This window comes from Rhodopseudomonas palustris BisB18, assembly GCF_000013745.1.
Lineage (GTDB): Bacteria > Pseudomonadota > Alphaproteobacteria > Rhizobiales > Xanthobacteraceae > Rhodopseudomonas_A > Rhodopseudomonas_A palustris_F.
Map to the genome: position 1 here is coordinate 2,719,229 of NC_007925.1, position 20,138 is coordinate 2,739,366.

General features: G+C 66.3%; 18 protein-coding genes and 2 pseudogenes. 16 read left to right on the top strand and 4 right to left on the bottom strand.

Annotated features, from left to right (window positions below; all coding sequences use genetic code 11):
- Positions 1-156: 156 nt before the first annotated feature.
- The 11 genes and pseudogenes from argS to serS all read left to right on the top strand — a co-directional run.
- Positions 157-1,950, top strand: a complete 1,794-nt coding sequence (gene argS / locus RPC_RS12545; RefSeq protein WP_011472956.1) for an arginine--tRNA ligase — start codon at positions 157-159, stop codon at positions 1,948-1,950.
- Positions 1,951-2,052: 102 nt separating this feature from the next.
- On the top strand, positions 2,053-3,495 hold the full coding sequence (locus RPC_RS12550; RefSeq protein ID WP_011472957.1) for an SPOR domain-containing protein: 1,443 nt from the start codon (positions 2,053-2,055) through the stop codon (positions 3,493-3,495).
- Positions 3,496-3,543: 48 nt separating this feature from the next.
- Entirely contained in the window at positions 3,544-4,569 is a 1,026-nt protein-coding gene (nagZ, locus tag RPC_RS12555) for a beta-N-acetylhexosaminidase (RefSeq protein WP_041802783.1), read from the top strand.
- A complete protein-coding gene (locus RPC_RS12560) occupies positions 4,566-5,402 on the top strand; it encodes a segregation and condensation protein A (protein ID WP_011472959.1) in 837 nt (278 codons plus the stop codon). Before nagZ ends, RPC_RS12560 begins: the two co-directional genes overlap by 4 nt.
- Before the next feature lie 20 nt (positions 5,403-5,422).
- Positions 5,423-6,193, top strand: a complete 771-nt coding sequence (gene scpB / locus RPC_RS12565; protein ID WP_011472960.1) for an SMC-Scp complex subunit ScpB — start codon at positions 5,423-5,425, stop codon at positions 6,191-6,193.
- A 114-nt stretch (positions 6,194-6,307) separates the two neighbouring features.
- Entirely contained in the window at positions 6,308-6,544 is a 237-nt protein-coding gene (locus tag RPC_RS12570) for a twin-arginine translocase TatA/TatE family subunit (protein ID WP_011472961.1), read from the top strand.
- Between the two features lie 124 nt (positions 6,545-6,668).
- The gene (tatB, locus tag RPC_RS12575; RefSeq protein ID WP_011472962.1) at positions 6,669-7,187 is read left to right on the top strand and encodes a Sec-independent protein translocase protein TatB; all 519 of its coding nucleotides are present in this window, start codon (positions 6,669-6,671) and stop codon (positions 7,185-7,187) included.
- The gene (gene tatC / locus RPC_RS12580; protein ID WP_011472963.1) at positions 7,184-7,999 is read left to right on the top strand and encodes a twin-arginine translocase subunit TatC; all 816 of its coding nucleotides are present in this window, start codon (positions 7,184-7,186) and stop codon (positions 7,997-7,999) included. Before tatB ends, tatC begins: the two co-directional genes overlap by 4 nt.
- 94 nt (positions 8,000-8,093) lie before the next feature.
- Positions 8,094-8,393: a hypothetical protein gene (locus RPC_RS12585; protein WP_011472964.1), complete on the top strand. Its 300-nt coding sequence runs from the start codon at positions 8,094-8,096 to the stop codon at positions 8,391-8,393.
- 349 nt (positions 8,394-8,742) lie between these two features.
- A pseudogene (locus tag RPC_RS26815) lies at positions 8,743-9,420 on the top strand (serine--tRNA ligase); the annotation flags it as partial.
- 144 nt (positions 9,421-9,564) lie between these two features.
- Positions 9,565-10,188: pseudogene (gene serS, locus RPC_RS26820) on the top strand (serine--tRNA ligase); the annotation flags it as partial.
- A 619-nt stretch (positions 10,189-10,807) separates the two neighbouring features.
- On the opposite strand, the gene RPC_RS25070 reads toward serS, so the two are convergent.
- Positions 10,808-11,326, bottom strand: coding sequence for a hypothetical protein (locus RPC_RS25070; RefSeq protein WP_011472966.1), 519 nt, complete (start codon positions 11,324-11,326; stop codon positions 10,808-10,810).
- 208 nt (positions 11,327-11,534) lie between these two features.
- On the opposite strand from RPC_RS25070, the gene surE reads away from it, so the two are divergent.
- Positions 11,535-12,302, top strand: coding sequence for a 5'/3'-nucleotidase SurE (gene surE, locus RPC_RS12600; RefSeq protein WP_011472967.1), 768 nt, complete (start codon positions 11,535-11,537; stop codon positions 12,300-12,302).
- 220 nt (positions 12,303-12,522) lie between these two features.
- Here the strand turns inward: surE and RPC_RS12605 are convergent, their stop codons facing one another.
- Positions 12,523-12,897, bottom strand: coding sequence for a response regulator (locus RPC_RS12605; RefSeq protein ID WP_041802787.1), 375 nt, complete (start codon positions 12,895-12,897; stop codon positions 12,523-12,525).
- A gap of 222 nt (positions 12,898-13,119) precedes the next feature.
- On the opposite strand from RPC_RS12605, the gene RPC_RS12610 reads away from it, so the two are divergent.
- Both RPC_RS12610 and RPC_RS12615 read left to right on the top strand, forming a co-directional pair.
- The gene (locus RPC_RS12610; RefSeq protein ID WP_011472969.1) at positions 13,120-13,770 is read left to right on the top strand and encodes a protein-L-isoaspartate(D-aspartate) O-methyltransferase; all 651 of its coding nucleotides are present in this window, start codon (positions 13,120-13,122) and stop codon (positions 13,768-13,770) included.
- Between the two features lie 137 nt (positions 13,771-13,907).
- A complete protein-coding gene (locus tag RPC_RS12615; RefSeq protein ID WP_011472970.1) occupies positions 13,908-15,302 on the top strand; it encodes a peptidoglycan DD-metalloendopeptidase family protein in 1,395 nt (464 codons plus the stop codon).
- A gap of 251 nt (positions 15,303-15,553) precedes the next feature.
- On the opposite strand, the gene RPC_RS12620 is transcribed toward RPC_RS12615, so the two are convergent.
- Positions 15,554-15,943, bottom strand: a complete 390-nt coding sequence (locus tag RPC_RS12620) for a YkvA family protein (RefSeq protein WP_011472971.1) — start codon at positions 15,941-15,943, stop codon at positions 15,554-15,556.
- A gap of 69 nt (positions 15,944-16,012) precedes the next feature.
- Positions 16,013-16,318, bottom strand: a complete 306-nt coding sequence (locus tag RPC_RS12625; RefSeq protein ID WP_011472972.1) for a 4a-hydroxytetrahydrobiopterin dehydratase — start codon at positions 16,316-16,318, stop codon at positions 16,013-16,015.
- Positions 16,319-16,485: 167 nt separating this feature from the next.
- Here RPC_RS12625 and RPC_RS12630 point away from each other — a divergent pair, with 167 nt between their 5' ends.
- The gene (locus RPC_RS12630) at positions 16,486-17,946 is read left to right on the top strand and encodes a TAXI family TRAP transporter solute-binding subunit (RefSeq protein ID WP_011472973.1); all 1,461 of its coding nucleotides are present in this window, start codon (positions 16,486-16,488) and stop codon (positions 17,944-17,946) included.
- 300 nt (positions 17,947-18,246) lie between these two features.
- Positions 18,247-20,070, top strand: coding sequence for a translational GTPase TypA (typA, locus tag RPC_RS12635; protein WP_011472974.1), 1,824 nt, complete (start codon positions 18,247-18,249; stop codon positions 20,068-20,070).
- Positions 20,071-20,138 lie beyond the last annotated feature (68 nt).

Consider the following 20,138-nt stretch of genomic DNA (forward strand, 5'->3'; position numbering starts at 1 on the left):
TTAAGTGCTTCCCGGGTCAGTCAAATCCGGTCTTCTCCGACGGCGCAGACGGTGCCGCCCGGAAAGTTTTGCGGCACGCCGCCGGCAAACCGGCTATCCCACGGGCAAACGCCCCTCAGCCGGAATGACCCGGCGCAAGTTTTGGTTTCAAGTCCCATGCTCGAGTCCGTTTCGCCGCCGCATCTGTTCGCCGTCATGCTGTCCCGCGTCCACGCGGTCTGCGAAGCGCTGGCCGCCGAGGGCGCGCTGCCTGCAGGAATCGATCTCGCGCGGATCGTGGTCGAGCCGCCGAAAGATGCCAGCCATGGCGACATGGCGACCAACGCCGCGATGGTGCTGGCGAAGGAAGCCAAGGCCAAGCCGCGCGATCTCGCCGAAAAGATCGCCGAGAAGCTGCGCGCCGACGATCTGGTGGCCGCGGTGGAGGTCGCCGGACCGGGCTTCATCAATCTCACGCTGCAGCCGAAGGTGTGGTCGGAGGCGCTGCGCACCGTGCTGGCTGACGGCGCCGGCTATGGCCGCAGCGCGGTTGGGGCCGGTGAAAAGGTCAACGTCGAATACGTCTCGGCCAATCCGACCGGGCCGATGCATGTCGGGCATTGCCGCGGCGCGGTGTTCGGCGACGCGCTGGCCAGCCTGCTGGACTTCGCCGGCTACGACGTCACCCGCGAATACTACATCAACGACGCCGGCGCCCAGGTCGACGTGCTGGCCCGCTCGGCGCTGCTGCGCACCCGCGAGGCGCTCGGCGAAGAGATCGGCGAAATCCCGGAGGGGCTGTATCCCGGCGATTACCTGAAGCCGGTCGGCGAGGCGCTGGCCGCGGAGTATGGCGACAAGCTGCTCGCCATGGACGAGGCCGAATGGCTGCCGATCGCCCGCGCCAAGTCGATCGCGATGATGATGCAGATGATCCGCGGCGATCTCGCGGCGCTCAACATCACCCATGAGGAGTTCTTTTCCGAGCGTTCGCTGATCGCCGGCGACACCGATCGCGTCGCCGCCACGATCGATTTCCTGCGCGGCAAGGGCGACGTCTATGAGGGCCGGCTGCCGCCGCCGAAGGGCGCGCCGATCGAGGACTACGAGGATCGCGAGCAGACCCTGTTCCGCGCCACCGCCTATGGCGACGACGTCGACCGCCCGCTGTTGAAGTCGGACGGCTCCTACACCTATTTCGCCTCCGACATCGCCTATCACAAGACCAAGTTCGATCGCGGCTTCCGCAACATGATCGACGTCTGGGGCTCCGACCACGGCGGCTACATCAAGCGGGTGCAGGCGGCGATCAAGGCGGTGACCGGCGGGCAGGGCGCGCTCGACGTCAAAATCGTGCAGCTCGTCAAGCTGTTGCGCAATGGCGAGCCGGTGAAAATGTCGAAGCGCTCCGGCGACTTCGTCACCTTGCGCGAAGTGGTGGATGAAGTCGGCTCCGACGCCGTGCGGTTCATGATGCTGTTCCGCAAGAACGACGCGGTGCTGGATTTCGACCTCGCCAAGGTGATCGAGCAGTCGAAAGACAACGCGGTGTTCTACGTGCAATACGGCCACGCCCGCGGCCATTCGGTGTTCCGCAACGCCCGCGAGGTAGTTCCGGATTTGCCGGAGGAGACGGTGGCCCGCGCGGCGTTCCTCGCCGATGCGGCGGTGGAGCGGCTGACCGACACCGCGGAGCTCGGCCTGCTGCGGCAGCTCGCGCTCTATCCGCGCATCGTCGAAGCTGCGGCTTTGGCCCACGAGCCGCACCGCATCGCGTTCTATCTCTATGAACTCGCCAGCGAATTCCACGCGCTGTGGACCCGCGGGCGCGATTTGCCTCATTTACGCTTCATTATCAATAATGATGCAGAGATAACAAAGGCACGGCTGGCCTTGGTTCAGGGTGCCGTCTCGGTTCTGGCTTCAGGTCTCGCCGTGCTCGGCGTCCATGCACCAGACGAGATGCGTTAGGCGGGGACGGCTGTCACGTCGGGATCGTGACGGCTCTTAACAGCGGCTGTTTCGTTTGTAACGGCGGGTTGGCGGCTTTCCCGAAGGGGATGCGACATCACGATGGCTGAACGATACCAGGACAGACCTTTTCCTGCGGACGACGATTACCGCAACGGTCAGAACGCTGCCGCCAAGGCTGATGGCGATCCGTTGGCCGAATTGGCGCGACTGATCGGCCAGACCGATCCGTTCGCAAATTTCGGTCGCGCCAATCAACCGGCGCCGCCCGCTCCGAGCGAGCCCGCGCGCGATCCGTTGCGCGAGCAGTTTCGTCTGCCGTCGCAGTCTCCCGAAGTCGAAGACGACGCGCCGATGGCGCCGTTGCCCTCGTGGATGCAGAACCGCGCCGGGCGAGACACCGGATTTCGCCAGGAGCCGTCGAGTTCACCGCACCCGGCGCAGCGCTACGCGACCCCGCAACCCGCAGCCGAGCCGGATTACCGCGACCAGCAACTCTATGCCGCGGCTACGGCGGCGCAGCCGGCCGACCCGGAGCGCTACGATGATGCGCTGTATGGCGCGATCGAGCCGACGCAGGGCTACCTGCATCCGCAGCAGGACGGCTATTCGGATCAGCCCTACGATTACGCCGACAGCTATGCCGACGACGGCGGAGAGGTTCTGAAGCCGCGCCGAAGCGGCATGATGACCGTTGTGGCGGTGCTGACCCTGGCGGTGGTCGGGACTGGCGCAGCGTTCGGTTACCGCACCTATGTCGGATCGCCGCGCAGCGGCGAGCCGCCGGTGATCAGGGCAGAGGCCGGCCCGATCAAGGTGGTTCCGCCATCGGGCGACGCCGCCAGCAAGCCGATTCAAGATCGGCTGGCCGCGGGAAACGCCGTCGAAACCCTGATTTCGCGGGAAGAACAGCCGCAGGACCCGAGCAAAGCGGCGCCGCGCGTGGTGTTGCCGCCGCTGGCGCCGAACGGCAATCCGCCGTCCCCCGCCAGCGTGGCGCCGGGCGGTAAACAGCTCTCCGCCAGCAGCACCGGCGCGCTCGGCGAAGAACCGCGCAAGATCAAGACCCTCAGCGTCCGGCCGGATCAGGCCGATCCGTCAGCGGCGCCGTATGGACGGCCCGCGGCCAAGCCGGCCGCGCCGGCGCCGGCTGCCGCGCGCACCCCGCCGGCCCCGGTGGCCAACGCCAATGCCTCGACCGCCAATGCGCCGCTGTCGCTGTCGCCGCAGAGCCAGCCCGCCGAGCCGCGGGCGCGGGTCGCCTCGACCCAGCCCACCGCGCAGCCCGCCACCAGCGGCGGCTATGTGGTGCAGGTCTCGTCGCAGCGCAGCGAGGCCGACGCCCAGGCCTCGTTTCGCGCGCTGCAGAGCAAGTTCGGATCGGTGCTCGGATCGCATCGGCCGCTGATCAAGCGCGCCGATCTCGGCGAAAAGGGCGTGTATTATCGCGCCATGGTCGGGCCGTTCGGCTCGCCCGACGAGGCCTCGCAGTTCTGCGGCAACCTGAAAAGTGCCGGCGGACAGTGCGTCGTCCAAAGAAATTAACGGCGGTTTCCTTGACCCCGGAGCGCCACGCGGGCTAATCGGCCCATGATGAACAGGCGCGCATTTATTACCGGTGTGTCCGGCACCGTTTTGACCGCCGAGGAACGCGCGTTCATTCGCACGACCCGGCCGTGGGGTTTTATCCTCTTCAAGCGCAATATCGATACGCCTCAGCAAGTCTCGAAACTTGTTGCGGAATTGCGCGCGGAGGCGGACTTCCCCGAGGCCCCGGTGCTGATCGACCAGGAGGGCGGACGGGTGCAGCGGCTCGGCCCGCCGCACTGGCCGGTGTATCCGCCGGGGGCGATCTTCTCCACGCTCTACGATATCGATTCGCAGCTCGGCCTCGCCGCGGCGCGGCTCAGCGCGCGGCTGATCGCGGCCGATCTGATCGATCTCGGCATCACGGTGGACTGCCTGCCGCTGGCCGACGTGCCGGTTGCGGGCGCCGACGCGGTGATCGGCAATCGCGCCTATGGCAACGAGCCGGGCAAGGTCGCGGCGATCGCCCGCGCCGTCACCGACGGCCTGGCGCAGGGCGGCGTGCTGCCGGTCCTGAAGCACATTCCCGGCCATGGCCGCGCCACCGCCGACACCCACCATGCGCTGCCGGTGGTCGACACCCCGCTGGCCGAGCTGCAGCGCACCGACTTCGCCGCCTTCCAGCCGCTGGCCGATCTTGCGATGGCGATGACCGCACATGTTGTGTTTAGCGACCTCGATGCCGCCCAACCCGCGACCACTTCTGCGACAATCATCGAACGTGTGATTCGCGGGACGATCGGGTTCCAGGGGCTATTGATGAGCGACGACGTCTCGATGAATGCGCTGGCCGGAACGATCGCCGAGCGCAGCCGCGCCATCGTTGCGGCCGGCTGCGACATGCTGCTGCACTGCAACGGCAAGCTCGACGAAATGCAGGCGGTGGCCGCCGAGGCGCCGTGGCTTGTCGACGAAGCCAAGGCGCGCGCCGACCGCGCGCTGGCTCAGCGTCAGCAACCGCAGCCGTTCGACCGCATCGCGGCACGCAATGAACTCGACGCCCTGATCGGCCGAGCTGGAGTGGGCGCATGAGCGCGGAGATCTTGTCGTTCGAAACCGGCCGTCCTGCCGCCGAACTGGTGCCTGCCGACGACGAACCGGCGCTGCTGGTCGATGTCGAGGGCTATGAAGGCCCGCTCGACCTGCTGCTGGCGTTGGCGCGGCAGCAGAAGGTCGACCTGCACAAGATTTCGATCCTGGCCTTGGCCGACCAGTATCTGGTGTTCATCGAGGCCGCCCGCAAAATCCGGCTCGAGCTCGCCGCCGACTATCTGGTGATGGCGGCGTGGCTGGCGTTTCTGAAATCGCGGCTGCTGTTGCCGGAACCGCCGACGCCCGATGGCCCGAGCGCCGAGGACATGGCGACCGCGCTGGCCAACCGGCTGCGCCGGCTGGAGGCGATCCGCGAGGCCTCGAACCGGCTGATGACCAGGCCGCAGCTGCAGCGCGACATCTTTCCGCGCGGACTGCCGGAGGGCATCGCCGAGATCAAGCATCCGCGCTTCACCGCGACGCTGTACGACCTGTTGTCGGCCTATGCGGCGCAGCGCCAGCAGAGCGTCATCGCCAAGGTGCATCTGGCGCGCCGCACGGTTTGGTCCTTGGCGGAGGCGCGGGCGTCGCTGGAGCGGCTGGTCGGCATCGCCGACGAGTGGGCCAAGCTCGACGACTACCTGATCGAATACGTCATCGATCCCTCGCAAAAGGCCACCGTGTTCGCCTCCAGCTTCGCCGCGGCGCTGGAACTGGTGCGCGAAGGCAAACTCGAACTGCATCAGTCGGAGGCGTTCGCGCCGTTGTATTTTCGTAAGCGGGCGCCGCATCCGGTGGATGCGGCGGCCGCGCCGGACGTTCCGGCCGAGTAGTGGAAGAAGGAGATCAAGCCATGGCCAGTCTGGCGGAAATGCGTGTGATCGAAGCCGACGACGTCGCCGAGGATGGCGCTGCCGAGGTCTTCGGACCGACCCGCGAAGAGGTCTCTGAACATCCGCAGGCGCGGCCGGAAGAACTGCGGCTGTTGGAAGCGCTGCTGTTCGCCTCCGCCGAGCCGCTAGATACGGCCGCGCTCGCCAAGCGGATGCCGGAGGGCGTCGACGTCAAGGCGGCGCTGCTGCAGCTGCAGGCCGATTACGCGCATCGCGGCGTCAATCTGGTGCGGGTCGCCAACAAATGGACATTCCGCACCGCCGGCGATCTGGCCTGGCTGATGACCCGCGAGAGCACGGAAACGCGACGGCTGTCGCGCGCGGCGATCGAGATGCTGGCGATCATCGCTTATCATCAGCCGGTGACCCGTGCCGAGATCGAAGACATTCGCGGCGTGGTCACCTCCAAGGGCACGCTGGATGTGCTGCTGGAGACCGGTTGGGTCAAGCCGCGCGGCCGTCGCAAGACCCCGGGCCGGCCGCTGACTTTCGGCACCACCGAGGCGTTCCTGTCGCAGTTCAGCCTGGAATCGCTCGGCGATCTGCCCGGCCTCGAGGAACTGAAGGGCACCGGGCTGCTCGACTCGCGGCTGCCGGTGGGCTTCAGCGTGCCGATGCCGTCGGATGACCCGGCGTTGCGCGACGACGAAGACCCGCTGGAGATCGGCGATCTGGAACTGGCGCTGGCGCCGGTGGCGGACGCCGAGGACGGCAACGGCAGCGCCGATTGACGCGCGTCTGCGGCGCGCAATACACGGCTTAAGTTCTTGTTTTTGACACCTCCTGCGCCTAGCTTCAAATTCAGATGAGGCTGGTGCGCCGGCCGCGTGTTTGGAGGAATCAGGATGGGCTCACTCAGCATTTGGCACTGGATCGTCGTCATCGGCGTGGTCTTGTTGCTGTTCGGTCGCGGCAAGATCTCCGACCTGATGGGCGACGTCGCCCAGGGCATCAAGTCCTTCAAGAAGGGCTTGCAGGACGATGAAAAGACTGCGGAAAAGCCCGAACCCGTAAAGTCGATCGACCACACCGCGCCGCCCGCTGCGGCGCCCCGCACCGACGTCGGCAGCAAGGTCGTTTAAGGCCGCAAAGCTTGCGGCAAAGCTGTGGCGCGCCGGGGGCGGCTCGTCACAGGGTTTTTCCGACCAGGGGGAGACGTGGGGGCGGCTGACTTCGGGCCAATTCCTCGCGTGAGCGGAAGCTTTCATGTTCGACATCGGCTGGAGTGAACTGCTTGTGATCGGCGTCGTCGCGCTGATCGCAATCGGCCCGAAGGAATTGCCCGGCGTGCTGCGCATGGTCGGGCAGTGGATGGGCAAGGCGCGCAAGATGGCGTCCGAGTTCCAGGGGCAGTTCAACGAGGCGATGCGCGAGGCCGAAATGGCCGACCTCAAGAAGAGCTTCGACGACATCAAGGCCACCGCCAACACTTTCAGCCGCGACAACATCATGACCTCGCTGCAGAAGGACGTCGATGCGGCGATGACCATCGACAAGATCGAGCATATCGACACCTCGCCGGTGGAGCCGACCACGCCGGAGCCGCCGACCGCGGAGACCTTGCTCGAAGCCGAGACTCACGCCGCCAGCATCAGCGCCGCGACGGCCGTGACCGAAGTCGGCGAGCCGCTGGCGATCACCCAGGAAATCCATCCGGCGCTGCCATCCCCCGAACCGGCTGCCGCCATCGCCATTGCGCCGATCAAGGACGCCAAAGCCTCATGAGCGCCGAGGACATCGAGGCCAGCAAGGCGCCGCTGATGGATCATCTGATCGAGCTGCGCTCGCGGCTGATCAAGGCGCTGCTGGCGTTCGGCATCGCTTTCATCTTCTGCTTCTTCTTCGCCAAGCAGATCTACAACGTGCTGGTGTGGCCGTTCGTCTGGATCGCCGGGCCGGAGAATTCGAAATTCATCTACACCGCGCTGCTGGAATATTTCCTCACCCAGCTCAAGCTGGCGATGTTCGGCGCCGGCTTCATCTCGTTCCCGATCATCGCAGCGCAGATCTACATGTTCGTGGCGCCCGGCCTCTACAAGCACGAGCGCGGCGCGTTCCTGCCGTATCTGATCGCCACGCCGTTCTTCTTCGCGCTCGGCTCGCTGTTGGTGTATTTCGTCGTGCTGCCGATGCTGGTGCGGTTCTCGCTCGGCATGCAGCAGATCGGCGGCGCCGAAACCGCGCAGATCCAGCTGTTGCCCAAGGTCGGCGAATATCTGTCGCTGATGATGTCGTTGATCTTCGCCTTTGGCCTCGCGTTCCAATTGCCGGTGATCCTGACGCTGCTCGGCCGCATCGGCATCATCACCGCCAAGCAGCTGCGCGAGAAGCGGCGCTATTTCATCGTCGTCGCCTTCGTCATCGCCGCGGTGCTGACGCCGCCCGACGTGATCAGCCAGGCCTCGCTGGCGATCCCGCTGCTGCTGCTCTACGAGGGCTCGATCATCGCCGTCGTGGTGGTGGAAAAGAAGGCCGCCAAGACCGCGGCCGCGGCCGGGGCCGCTACCCCGCCGCCGGACGTCACGCCGGCGGCGTAGGGCGTTCACGGCTCCAGCTTTGCCGCGATGATCTTGCGGTGGCCCCCGGAGTCAATCTATCCTGGGTTGCAGTTTCTGGCGTCGGGGCATCGCGGTGGCGTTCGCATTTGATACGTTGGGTTACGCCAAGCGTCTTCGGAATGCGGGCGTGTCGAACGAACAGGCCGAGGCTCATGCCGAGGCGGCGCGCGAGTTCATCATGACCGAGCTTGTGACCAAACCCGATTTGCAGGCCGTCAGATCCGATCTGCTGCTGGTGAAGTCGGAATTGCAGGCGGCGATCGACACCCAGACCCTGCGGCTGACCGTGCGTCTGGGCGGCATCGTCGCCGTGGGCGTCGGAGTCCTTGCGGCGGCGATCGCGGTGTTGGCGCTGGTGCTGCGTCAGCATTGATTCCGGTCGCTGCTGTGATCGGTTATCTCGCAGCGTCCTGAAGCGCCCCAGATTCCGCCGTCATCCTGAGGAACCCGGCGCAGCCCGCAGCGCGAAGCCGGGTGTCTCGAAGGATGGGCTGCGCGGTCGGAGCCCGCCACGCGTCTCGCGACCGCATCCTTCGAGGCCCTCGCTTCGCTCGGGCGCCTCAGGATGACGACTCAGCAGCGGATGCGGCTTCAGGATGAAGCGCGCGCGATACCAGCGCAGTCCCCTTTGATGTTCCAAATGTCGTGTATTCGGGGTACTGAGCCGCGGTGAGATTTTGCGTTGCTGCGAAGCGTCAACGCCACCCGCCAGGACCCGACCCATGCACGACATCAAAGCGATCCGCGACAATCCGACCGCCTTCGACGACGCCTATACCCGGCGCGGGCTGGCGCCGATCGCGCAATCGCTGATCGACAAGGACGACGCGCGGCGCAAGGCGATCCTGGCCTCCGAACAGGCGCAGGCGCGGCGCAACGCGGCGTCGAAAGAAATCGGCGACGCCAAGAAGGCCAAGGACAATGTCCGCGCCGAGGCGCTGATGGCTGAGGTCGCCGAACTGAAAACCACCATGCCGGCGCTCGACGCCGCGGTGAAGGACGCCGACGCCGCGTTGAAAAAAGCGCTGTCGGAAATCCCCAATCTGCCACTCGCCGACGTGCCGGAGGGCAAGGACGAACACGACAACGAGGTGCGCAGCCATTACGGGGTGAAGCGCAGCTACGCATTCACGCCGAAGCCGCATTACGAGCTCGGCGAAGCGTTGAAGCAGATGGATTTTGAAGCCGCCGCGAAACTTAGCGGCGCGCGCTTCGTGGTGCTGAAGAAGGGGCTGGCGCGGCTGGAGCGCGCGATCGGGCAGTTCTTCCTCGACGTCCACACCGAGGAGCACGGCTACACCGAGGTGAATCCGCCGCTGCTAGTGCGGGACGAGGCGATGTTCGGAACGGCGCAACTGCCGAAATTTGAGGATGATCAATTCTTCGTCGGCAATGGCAACAACGTTCGAAGGTTGCAACAAGAGATGCGTGCGACTATCGAAGCCGACGATGTTAAAAATATTCCCGATATGTTTGTTCCAAAAAGCAAATACGATCGACTTCTCGAGAATTATTTAAGGCTGGAGACAGAGCAGATCGCTCTTGAATTGACTCGTCGCTGGCTCATCCCCACCGCCGAAGTCCCGCTCACCAATCTCGTCCGCGAAAGCATCCTCGACGAGAAAGAACTGCCGCTGCGGATGACCGCGCTGACGCAGTGCTTTCGCGCTGAGGCCGGCGCCGCAGGGCGCGATACCCGCGGCATGATCCGGCAGCATCAGTTCACCAAGGTCGAGCTGGTTTCGGTGACCACGCCCGAGCAATCCAAGGACGAGCACGAGCGGATGCTGTCCTGCGCCGAGGAAGTGCTGCGCCGGCTCGAGCTGCATTACCGGGTGATGACGCTGTGCACCGGCGACATGGGCTTTGCCTCGCAGAAGACCTACGACATCGAAGTGTGGATGCCGGGGCAGGGCGAGGGCGGGGCGTATCGCGAAATCTCGTCGTGCTCGGTGTGCGGCGATTTCCAGGCCCGCCGGATGGACGCGCGCTCGCGCGGCCCCGACGGCAAGCCGCGCTTCGTGCATACGCTGAACGGCTCCGGCACGGCGGTCGGCCGCGCGCTGATCGCGGTGATCGAGAACTACCAGCAAGAAGACGGCTCGATCGCGGTGCCGACCGTGCTGCAGCGCTATATGGGCGGGCTGAAAGTGATCAGCAACGGCTGAGCGCATCGTCGCCGGAAAGACGGATCGACGGGCGCGCCGGACGAACCGGGGCCGTTACGGACCGCAGCGCTTGGAACGGTCCCGGCTCACGGCTTCGCGCCGACGGCGCTGCGCCGCGTCCGGGACACGGTGCTGGAAGCGCTGCAACGGTGCTTTCAGCGCTGCAAGCAGCAAGCACCGAGCAGCAAGCAGCAAGCAGTAAGCAGCAAGCGTGCCCCGGACGCGTGCAACGCGCAGCGTTGCACGGCGAGCCGGGGCCGTTACGAGCCGGAGCGCTTGCTTCGATCGCTGGGGTGATCGCCGGCGCTGCCGCTGGAACGGTCCCGGCTCACGGCTCCGCGCCGACGGCGCTACGCCGCGTCCGGGACACGGTGCTTTCGGCGCTGCAAGCAGCAAGCACCGAGCAGCAAGCAGCAAGCAGCAAGCAGCAAGCAGCAAGCAGCAAGCGTGCCCCGGACGTCTGCAACGCGCAGCGTTGCACGGCGAGCCGGGGCCGTTACGAGCCGGAGCGCTTGCTTCGATCGCTTGGTGATCGCCGGCGCTGCCGTTGGAACGGTCCCGGCTCACGGCTTCGCGCCAAAAGGCGCTGCGCCGCGTCCGGGACACGCGCGTCTCGCGCTCACGCCCGGCTGGCGCCGAGCAGGCGGCATTTGGCGTAGGTGGCGTTGAGGTTGACGTGGCCGATCAGGGTGTCGGTGAAGGTCTTGCGGCTGCGGGTCTTCACGGTCTCGTGCAGCACGCGGCGGCGCTGCGTGGCGTAGCTGCCGTCGTCGCTGCGGAACGCGCAGAGGATCTCCAGATCCTTGATCGGGAAGCCGTTGCGGTTGCGCACCGTGAAGCTCGCCAGCGCCTTGGAGCCCATGCCGCCGCGCTTCCAGGATTGCCGGACGAGGCTGATTCGCTTCAGCGGCGCCGCGGCGGCGGGCAGCATCGCCTGGGCCTCGCGCGGGGCGCGGCCGGGTGCGACAGCGGGCGGCGGGGTTTGCGGATTGGAGCCATCGTCTTCGGCGGCGGCGGGGGCGGCTTCGGCGAGGCCGACCGGCTCGCGCAGGTGCTGCGGCGCCAGCAGCAGCCAGCCGCCGATGCCACTCAGCAGCAGCCCTCCCGTAACGATCGCCAATCCAGAGCGCATCGCCATATTGCCACCCGGCCAAGCCCGCCATCTCGGTGCGGCGGTGTTGATCGCCAGGAAACGGTTTCCGGCGGCGAATGTTCCGCGAACCGGCGCCGCGATGCCCGAGCGCGCCGGCTCCATGCCAAAAAACCGGTTGGTAAAACCGCCGCAGGCTGGCAAAAGTTCGCTCCGCCCCTCAACCCGTTCGGCAGTGACAAAGGCATTTCAGCGCATGCGGATTCTGTGCACCAATGACGACGGCATCCACGCGCCGGGGCTGAAGATCGTCGAACAGATCGCGCGTCAATTGTCCGACGACGTCTGGGTGGTGGCGCCGGAGCTCGATCAATCCGGGGTGTCGCATTCGCTGTCCTTGAACGATCCCTTGCGGCTGCGCGAAATCGGGCCGCGGCATTTCGCGGTGCGCGGCACGCCGACCGACTGCGTGATCATGGGCGCGCGGCACATTCTCGGCGACAAGGGACCCGACCTGGTGCTGTCCGGCGTCAACAAGGGCCGCAACGTCGCCGAGGACGTGGTCTATTCCGGCACCATCGCCGGCGCCCTGGAAGGCAGCATCTTGGGCTTTCCGTCGTTCGCGCTGTCGCAGGAATTCTCGATGGACAACAAGGGCACCCCGCTGTGGGAGACCGCGCTGGCGCATGGCCCGGCGATCCTGCGCAAGATCATCGACCAGGGCGTGCCGAAGAACACCGTGATCAACATCAATTTCCCGGCCTGCGCGCCGGGCGACGTGGTGGGCGTCCGGGTGACCCGGCAGGGCAAGCGCAACCAGGGCTTCCTGCGGGTCGACGAGCGCCGCGACGGCCGCGGCAATCCGTATTTCTGGATCGGCTTCGAACGCATCGCGGTGGTCGACACCCCGGCCGAGGGCACCGACCTCGCGGCCTTGGCGGCGGGCTACGTCTCGGTGACGCCGCTGCGTCTCGACCGCACCGACGACGTGTTCTCGCAGGTGCTGAATACGACGCTGGGGTAACGGGGGCGGCGCTCGGCGCTTCACATCCGCGCCGCATCACGCGCCGTCATCCTGAGGAACCCGGCGAAGCGCGTAGCGCGAAGCCGGGTGTCTCGAAGGATGGCCGCGGGCTTGGCGGACCCGCACGGACTCGCGGCCGCATCCTTCGAGGCCCTCGCGATGCTCGGGCACCTCAGGATGACGATTCAGTGCAGGATGGATTTTGGTGACAGCGGCGAAGTTAAACCGTGGCGCCCTTCAGCGTGCTGGCCAGTAGCTGCGCCAAAGTTTCGATCTGGAACGGCTTCTGCAGCGCCGGGCGGTCGCGGTAGTCCTCCGGCACGCCCTGGGCGCCGTAGCCGGTGGCGAAGATGAACGGGCAGTTGCGCGCCTTCAACAGGTCGGCGACCGGCGAAATCACCTTGCCGTTGACGTTGACGTCGAGAATCGCGATGTCGAACGCGGTGGAGCCGGCGAGCCGGATCGCCTCGTTGATCTCGCCGGCCTCGGCGACGACGCGATAGCCAAGCTCCTCGAGCATATCGGCGACCATCATGCGGATCATCGCTTCGTCCTCGACCAGGAACACGGAGCCGGCCGGAGCAGTCGTCGTCATCATGGAATTCCTTGCCCACCTCGCTCGGCCTGCGCCGAGCCCAACGGCCGAGTGTCCGACACATTTGGAACACCGACCAAAGTCGCAAATAAGGCCCGGCAGCGCAATGTCAACTTTCTTCTCGGCGCAGGCTTAGTGAGAGTTTCCGCAGTGCCCCGGAAAAGCTTGCTAAGTTCCTGGCGCGGAACAAGATGTGCCGCCGATTCAGCCCGAGAGACCGTCATGCCCATCGGACCGCCGCCGCCTGAAAAGATGATGTTCCAGCTCAGTCTGCGGCGTCGCGGCATCAGCGATCAAGCGGTACTGCGGGCGATGGACGAGGTGCCGCGCGACGCCTTCGTCGAGCCGGGGCAGCGCGCCGAGGCCTGGCTGGACACCGCGCTGCCGATCGCCTGCGGCCAGACCATCAGCCAGCCGTTCGTGGTCGCCTATATGACCGAGCAGATGCAGCTGCGCCCCGAGCACCGGGTGCTCGAGATCGGCACCGGGTCGGGCTACCAGGCGGCGATCCTGTCGCGGCTCAGCCGCGCGGTGCTGACGCTGGAGCGCTTCAAGACGCTGGCCGATCAGGCGCGGGCCCGGCTTGCGGCGCTGCATTGCGATAATGTCGAGGTGCGGATCGGCGACGGCTTCGCGGTGCCGGCCGACGCCGGGCTGTTCGACCGCATCATCGTCACCGCCGCGATGGAAGAGGTCCCGGCGTCGCTGCTCGACAGGCTCGACCTCGACGGCGTGCTGATCGCCCCGGTCGGTCCGCACAACGCCACCCAGACCTTGCTGCGGATTCGCAAATCCAAAAGCGGCATCGAGCGCAAGGAGCTGGTCGCGGTCCGCTTCGTGCCGGCGCTGCCGGGGCTGGCGCGCGAACTGTAGCCGGGCGCCGAAACCTCGTTCGCCGTTAACGGTTGCGCCGCCGCGGCGATGTTTTCGAGGGCACGGTTAAACGGTTGGTAACTGAACGGGTGGTTTACTCAAAAGGTAAAGTTCTGTTGCGTAAAGAGTGAGTAACCATGTCCCGCGTCCTCGAGTTGCTTTGCTCGCGCCGCGCTCCGCAAGTTGCGGCGCTGGCGTTGATGTCCGTCGGTTTCAGTGGCTGCAGCGCGGACATGCAGACGCGTCTGTCGCAGGATCCGTTCGCGCAGCGCGAGGCGACCGGGTCGGTGGCCCAGCAGGCGCCGCGGGATCTGCCGCAATATTCCAGGCCGCAGTACCAGCAACAGCAGCCGCAATACCAGTCGCAGGCGCTGCCGCCGCCGGTTGCCGCGCCGCAATCCTATCCCAGTGCGCCGGCTCCGCGCAGCTATCCCAGCGCCGATGCCGGGGTGTCTGGAGGCGGGCGCGGCGTGGCGTCCTATGCGCCGCCGAGCGCCGCCGCTTCGGATGTCGTCACCGGCTCGACGGCGCCGCGTTCGGTCGCCGCGAAGCCCGCGGTGCGCGGCACCACCATCATCGTCGGCACCAGCGATTCGCTCGAGACGCTGGCGCGGCGCTACAACGTCTCCACCGCGGAAATCCTGCAGGCCAATGGCTACAAGGGCCCGCGGGCGCTGCAGCCCGGCCAGCAGTTGATCATTCCGACCCGCGCCGCCGCGGCGCTGGCGGCTCCGGTCGCGGCACCCGCGATGGTTGCGCCCGCCGCCCGGCCGGCGGTGCTCGCCGCCGCGGCGCCCAGCGTCCATGTGGTCAATCGCGGCGACAGCCTGATGAGCATCGCGCGGCGCAACCGCGTGCCGGTCGCCGAACTGGCGCGGGCCAATGGTCTGCCGCCGAACGCGCAGTTGAAGATCGGCACCAAGCTCATGGTGCCGAGCACGCGGACCGCCGAGGCGGCTGTTCCGGCCGCCGCGCCTGCGGTTGCCGCCGCGGCGCCGGCTGCGGTGCCCGCTGCCGCGCCGCCGATCCGGATGGCCGCGGCCACGCCGGCCGAACCCGCGCAAAAAGTCCGGCTCGCCAGCGCTACCGCGACGCCGGCCGAGACCGCCGCCCCCGAAGCCCCGGTGAAAGCCGCGGAGGCCACCGGCGCGCTGCCGACCTTCCGTTGGCCGGTGCGCGGCCGGGTGATCACCAGCTACGGCGCCAAGACCAACGGCAAACAAAACGACGGCATCAACGTCGCAGTGCCCGAGGGCACGCCGATCAAGGCCGCCGAAGACGGCGTTGTCGCTTATTCCGGCAACGAGCTGAAGGGCTACGGCAATCTGGTGCTGGTGCGGCACTCCAACGGCTACGTCACCGCCTATGCGCATGCCAGCGAGCTGATGGTGAAGCGCGGCGAAACCATCAAGCGCGGCCAGACCATCGCCAAGTCCGGGCAGTCCGGCGAGGTCGGCTCGCCGCAGCTGCACTTCGAGATCCGCAAGGGCTCGGCGCCGGTCGATCCGCTGCAGTTCCTCAACGGCGCGTAAGCGCGCCTCAGCATGTGATGACGCATCATCGCATGCTGGCCGACGGCGCGTTCTATGATGATGACGCGCGTCCCACATCAACGAGGCTGTCATTTCGGGGCGCGAGGCCGCAGGCCGAGCGAACCCGGAATCCAGTACTCACCGCCCTGGAATACTGGATTGCGGGTTCACTCGCAGCTGAAGCTGCTGGTGCCCCGGAATGACAGCGTTTATGGGCTGGGCTGAACTAACAACGAGACTTTCATCGCCCGCTATTCGTCGGCGACGTCCTCGCCGCGATCGAGCCCGCGGGCCATCGCGGCGCGGGCGGCGGCGCGGTGTTCCGGGGTGATGTGGCTCGCCACCATGCGGATCGCGGTGGCCAGGATCGCGGCGTCGTCGGTGAAGCCGAGCAGCGGCAGCATGTCGGGCACGAAATCGAACGGCAGCACGAAATAGGCGATGGCGCCGAGCAGCGCCGCCTGGACGTGGCGCGGGGTGTGGCGGTCGAACGCGCAGTAATACGCCGCCAGCAGCTCCTCGGCGAACGGCAGCTTCACCGCGAGGCGCTTCAGCTTCTGCCAGAACCGCCGGCGCACGCTGTCGGGGTCCTGCGCCAGCCGGTCGGCCGGCTCATAGCCCACGCTGTGTTCTGAACTCATCGTTCCACCTCAAGCCGCCCGCGCGGTCCTGTTCCACCCTGGATGTAGGGAGGCCGCCGCGGGATTGCATCAGCGCGGCGACAATTGTGCGGCGATGGCGTTCATGGCGCGGGCGAGATCGATGTCGCGCGCGGTGACGCCGCCGGCGTCGTGGGTGGTCAGCACCACCTCGACGGTCTTGTAGACGTTGCGCCATTCCGGATGATGATCGTGCTTCTCGGCGATCAACGCGACCCGCGCCATGAAGCCGAAGGCCTCGTTGAAATCCTTGAACACAAACGTGCGGGCGATCGCCTCGCGGCCCTCCGCCGCGCTCCAGCCGGGCAGCTCGCGCAGCGCCGCGTGGCGGTCCTCGTCGGTTAGTCGTTTCACCATCCTCGCCTCCCACTCACAGCATGTTGACCCTGAACCGCCGCGAAGCAAAGCTGATCCATGCCACAATAAGGCGGCAAAGCCGGTTCACTGACCACAGTAACCATGTGCAGCTCACCCCACCAGGCGCGCAAGGAAATCGCTACGATCTTGATTTAATCGGGAGCACAATGGGTTCCAGCCTCGAACGATTGTTTTCCAGACAGATCGTGGATGGCCCTGACCCGGTGGGACCCACGGTGCAATCGGTATCGCGTTCTCGACGACAAAAAGCCGCCTTCGTGGTGCTGGCCGCGGTGCTCGCCGTGGTCGGCGCGGTGGCCGGCGCCTATTACTTTGCGATGCGGCCGGAGACGCTGCGCATTGCGGTGGGACCGCAGAATTCCGACGACGTCCGGGTGGTGCAGGCGCTGACCCAGGCGTTCGCCCGCGACCACAATTCGGTGCGGCTGCGCCCGGTGTTGACCGACGGCGCGCTCGGCAGCGCCACCGCGCTGGCCGACGGCAAGGCCGACCTGGCGGTGATCCGCGGCGACCTCGAAGTGCCGAAGAACGCCCAGGCGGTGGCGGTGCTGCGCAAGAACGTCGCGGTGCTGTGGGTGCCGGCCAAGCCGAAGTCCGCGTCCAAGGCCAAGAAGGCCGCGGCCAAGATCAGCAAGATCGCGCAGCTCGACGGCAAGCGGATCGGCATCATCGGCCGCACCCAGGCCAATGTGAACCTTTTGAAAGTGGTGCTGCAGCAATACGGCGTCGATCCGGCCAAGGTCGACATCGTGCAGTTCTCCACCAGCGAGGTCGCCGAGGCGATCAAGGACCAGAAGGTCGACGCCTTCCTGGCGGCCGGCCCGGTCAACAGCAAGATTACCGCCGACGCCATCGCCGCCTCGATCCGGGAGGGCGGCGCGCCGACTTTCCTGCCGATCGATTCCGCCGAGGCGATCGCGCAGAACCATCCGATGTACGAGGCCGCGGAAATTCCCGCCGGGGTGTTCGGCGGCGCGCCGGCGCGGCCGGAGGACGAGGTCAAGACCATCAGCTTCGCGCACCACATCGTGGCGCGGAAGGGGCTGCCGGACCCCACCGTCTCGGCGTTCACCCGGCAATTGTTCGCGATCCGCCAGACCGTGATGAACGAATTCCCGCTGGCGGCGAAGATCGAGACCCCGGATACCGACAAGGACGCCGCGATCCCGGTGCATCCGGGTGCTGCGGCGTATGTTGACGGCGAGGAGAAGACCTTCCTCGACCGCTACAGCGATTACATCTGGTGGTCGCTGATGGGCGCCTCGGCGCTGGGCTCGATCGGCGCCTGGTTCGCCGGCTATCTGCGCAAGGACGAGCGCACCAACAACTCCTGGCTGCGCGAGCGGCTGCTCGACATGATCGCGATGGCCAGGAAGAGCGATTCGACCGACGAACTCGACGCCATGCAGGCCGAGGCCGACAACATCCTGCGCGATACGCTGACCTGCTTCGAGAACGGCGCGATCGAGGAGGGCACCCTGACCGCGTTCAACATCGCGCTGGAGCAGTTCCACAACGCGGTGGCCGACCGCAAGGCGCTGCTGGCGCTGGCGCCGCAAAGCCCGCCGCGCGCCAACGTGCAGTTGCTGGCGGGCAGCGGCCTGTAGGGCGTCGGCGAGCGCAACGACGCCGCCGGGCGCGGCGATGCGCGGCGAAATTCCGCCGGAGACTGCGAAAACATCGCAGCCACGCATTGTTTTTTGTCGATTTTCAACTATATTGCGTCGCAACGCGTGCGAGTGCCCGGCCCCTTTTGGCCGGGCTTGCTTTTTAGGGATTGCCCTGATCTGGGATGTCCTTGCGCGTTTCAGGCAAAGCGGGTGCGGGCGGGCAAATTTGTGCGTCCGAAGCCATCCGCCGATTGCGCTGATTGGGCATCCAGGCCGCTTTAACCTAAAAGAAGAACCATGAAACTTCGCAACATTGCCATCATCGCCCACGTCGACCACGGCAAGACCACGCTGGTGGACAAGCTCTTGCAGCAGTCCGGCACCTATCGCGACAACCAGCGCCAGGTCGAGCGCGCGATGGATTCCAACGATCTGGAAAAAGAGCGCGGCATCACCATTCTGGCCAAGTGCACCTCGGTGCAGTGGAAGGACGTCCGCATCAACATCGTCGACACCCCGGGCCATGCCGATTTCGGCGGCGAGGTGGAGCGCATCCTGTCGATGGTCGACGGCGTGATCGTCTTGGTCGACGCCGCCGAGGGCCCGATGCCGCAGACCAAATTCGTGGTCGGCAAGGCGTTGAAGCTCGGCCTCAAGCCGATCGTGGCGATCAACAAGGTCGACCGCCCCGACGCCCGCATCACCGAAGTGGTCAACGAAGTGTTCGACCTGTTCGCAGCGCTCGACGCCACCGACGACCAATTGGATTTCCCGATCCTGTACGGCTCCGGCAAGAACGGCTGGATGTCCGACAAGCCCGACGGCAGCCAGGACGAGGGCATGAAGCCGTTGTTCGAACTGGTGGTGAAGCACGTCCACGCCCCGGTGGTGGAAGACGGCCCGTTCCGGCTGCTCGGTACCATCCTGGAGGCCAACCCCTATCTCGGCCGCATCATCACCGGCCGCATCGCCTCGGGCTCGGTGAAGCCGAACCAGAGCGTCAAGGTGATGTCGCGCGACGGCAAGCTGGTGGAAACCGGCCGCATCACCAAGATCCTGGCGTTCCGCGGCCTCGAGCGCACCCCGATCGACGAAGCCGAAGCCGGCGACATCGTCGCCATCGCCGGGCTGCCGAAGGGCACCGTGGCCGATACCTTCTGCGATCCCAGCGTCGAGACCCCGATCCAGGCCCAGCCGATCGATCCGCCGACGGTGTCGATGTCGTTCATCGTCAACAACTCGCCGCTCGCCGGCACCGAAGGCGACAAGGTGACAAGCCGGCTGATCCGCGACCGCTTGATGCGCGAGGCCGAAGGCAACGTCGCGCTGAAGGTGGTGGAATCCGCCGACAAGGACGCCATCGAAGTCTCCGGCCGCGGCGAATTGCAGCTGGCGATCCTGATCGAACAGATGCGCCGCGAAGGTTTCGAGCTCTCGGTGTCGCGTCCGCGCGTGGTGCTCAGCAAGGACGAAGAAGGTACCGTGCTGGAGCCGGTCGAAGAGGTCGTGATCGACGTCGACGAGGAATTCTCCGGCGTGGTCGTGCAGAAGATGAGCGAACGCAAGGCCGAGATGATCGAGATGCGGCCGTCCGGCGGCCATCGGTTGCGGCTGGTGTTCTACGCGCCGACCCGCGGCCTGATCGGTTACCAGGGCGAGTTGATGACCGACACCAAGGGCACCGCGGTGATGAACCGGCTGTTCCACAACTACCTGCCGTACAAGGGCGAGATCCAGGGCCGCCGCAACGGCGTGCTGATCTCCAACGACCAGGGCGAGGCGGTGGCCTACGCGATGTTCAAGTTGGAAGATCGCGGCCCGATGATGATCGAGCCGGGCTGCAAGGTCTACAAGGGCATGATCGTCGGTGAGCACACCCGCGACAACGACCTCGAGATCAACGTGCTGAAGGGCAAGCAGCTCAACAACATCCGCACCACCTCGAAGGACGAAGCGGTGCGCTTGACCCCGCCGATCCGGATGACGCTGGAAAAGGCGTTGGCCTATATCGAGGAGGACGAGTTGGTCGAGATCACCCCGAAGTCGATCCGGCTGCGCAAGCGTCACCTCGACGCCAACGAGCGCAAGCGCGCCGAAAAGAGCAAGGTGGCGGTGGCGTAACCGCCGCTTTCACCGGCACTCCTCCGGTTTACGAATGAAGCCTGTCCTCGGGATCACTCCTGAGGCAG

Coding starts and splice junctions, on each gene's coding strand:
- argS (WP_011472956.1), top strand. CDS start 157: ATGCTCGAGTCCGTTTCGCCGCCGCATCTGTTCGCCGTCATGCTGTCC.
- RPC_RS12550 (WP_011472957.1), top strand. CDS start 2,053: ATGGCTGAACGATACCAGGACAGACCTTTTCCTGCGGACGACGATTAC.
- nagZ (WP_041802783.1), top strand. CDS start 3,544: ATGAACAGGCGCGCATTTATTACCGGTGTGTCCGGCACCGTTTTGACC.
- RPC_RS12560 (WP_011472959.1), top strand. CDS start 4,566: ATGAGCGCGGAGATCTTGTCGTTCGAAACCGGCCGTCCTGCCGCCGAA.
- scpB (WP_011472960.1), top strand. CDS start 5,423: ATGGCCAGTCTGGCGGAAATGCGTGTGATCGAAGCCGACGACGTCGCC.
- RPC_RS12570 (WP_011472961.1), top strand. CDS start 6,308: ATGGGCTCACTCAGCATTTGGCACTGGATCGTCGTCATCGGCGTGGTC.
- tatB (WP_011472962.1), top strand. CDS start 6,669: ATGTTCGACATCGGCTGGAGTGAACTGCTTGTGATCGGCGTCGTCGCG.
- tatC (WP_011472963.1), top strand. CDS start 7,184: ATGAGCGCCGAGGACATCGAGGCCAGCAAGGCGCCGCTGATGGATCAT.
- RPC_RS25070 (WP_011472966.1), bottom strand. CDS start 11,326: ATGGCGATGCGCTCTGGATTGGCGATCGTTACGGGAGGGCTGCTGCTG.
- surE (WP_011472967.1), top strand. CDS start 11,535: ATGCGGATTCTGTGCACCAATGACGACGGCATCCACGCGCCGGGGCTG.
- RPC_RS12605 (WP_041802787.1), bottom strand. CDS start 12,897: ATGACGACGACTGCTCCGGCCGGCTCCGTGTTCCTGGTCGAGGACGAA.
- RPC_RS12610 (WP_011472969.1), top strand. CDS start 13,120: ATGCCCATCGGACCGCCGCCGCCTGAAAAGATGATGTTCCAGCTCAGT.
- RPC_RS12615 (WP_011472970.1), top strand. CDS start 13,908: ATGTCCCGCGTCCTCGAGTTGCTTTGCTCGCGCCGCGCTCCGCAAGTT.
- RPC_RS12620 (WP_011472971.1), bottom strand. CDS start 15,943: ATGAGTTCAGAACACAGCGTGGGCTATGAGCCGGCCGACCGGCTGGCG.
- RPC_RS12625 (WP_011472972.1), bottom strand. CDS start 16,318: ATGGTGAAACGACTAACCGACGAGGACCGCCACGCGGCGCTGCGCGAG.
- RPC_RS12630 (WP_011472973.1), top strand. CDS start 16,486: ATGGGTTCCAGCCTCGAACGATTGTTTTCCAGACAGATCGTGGATGGC.
- typA (WP_011472974.1), top strand. CDS start 18,247: ATGAAACTTCGCAACATTGCCATCATCGCCCACGTCGACCACGGCAAG.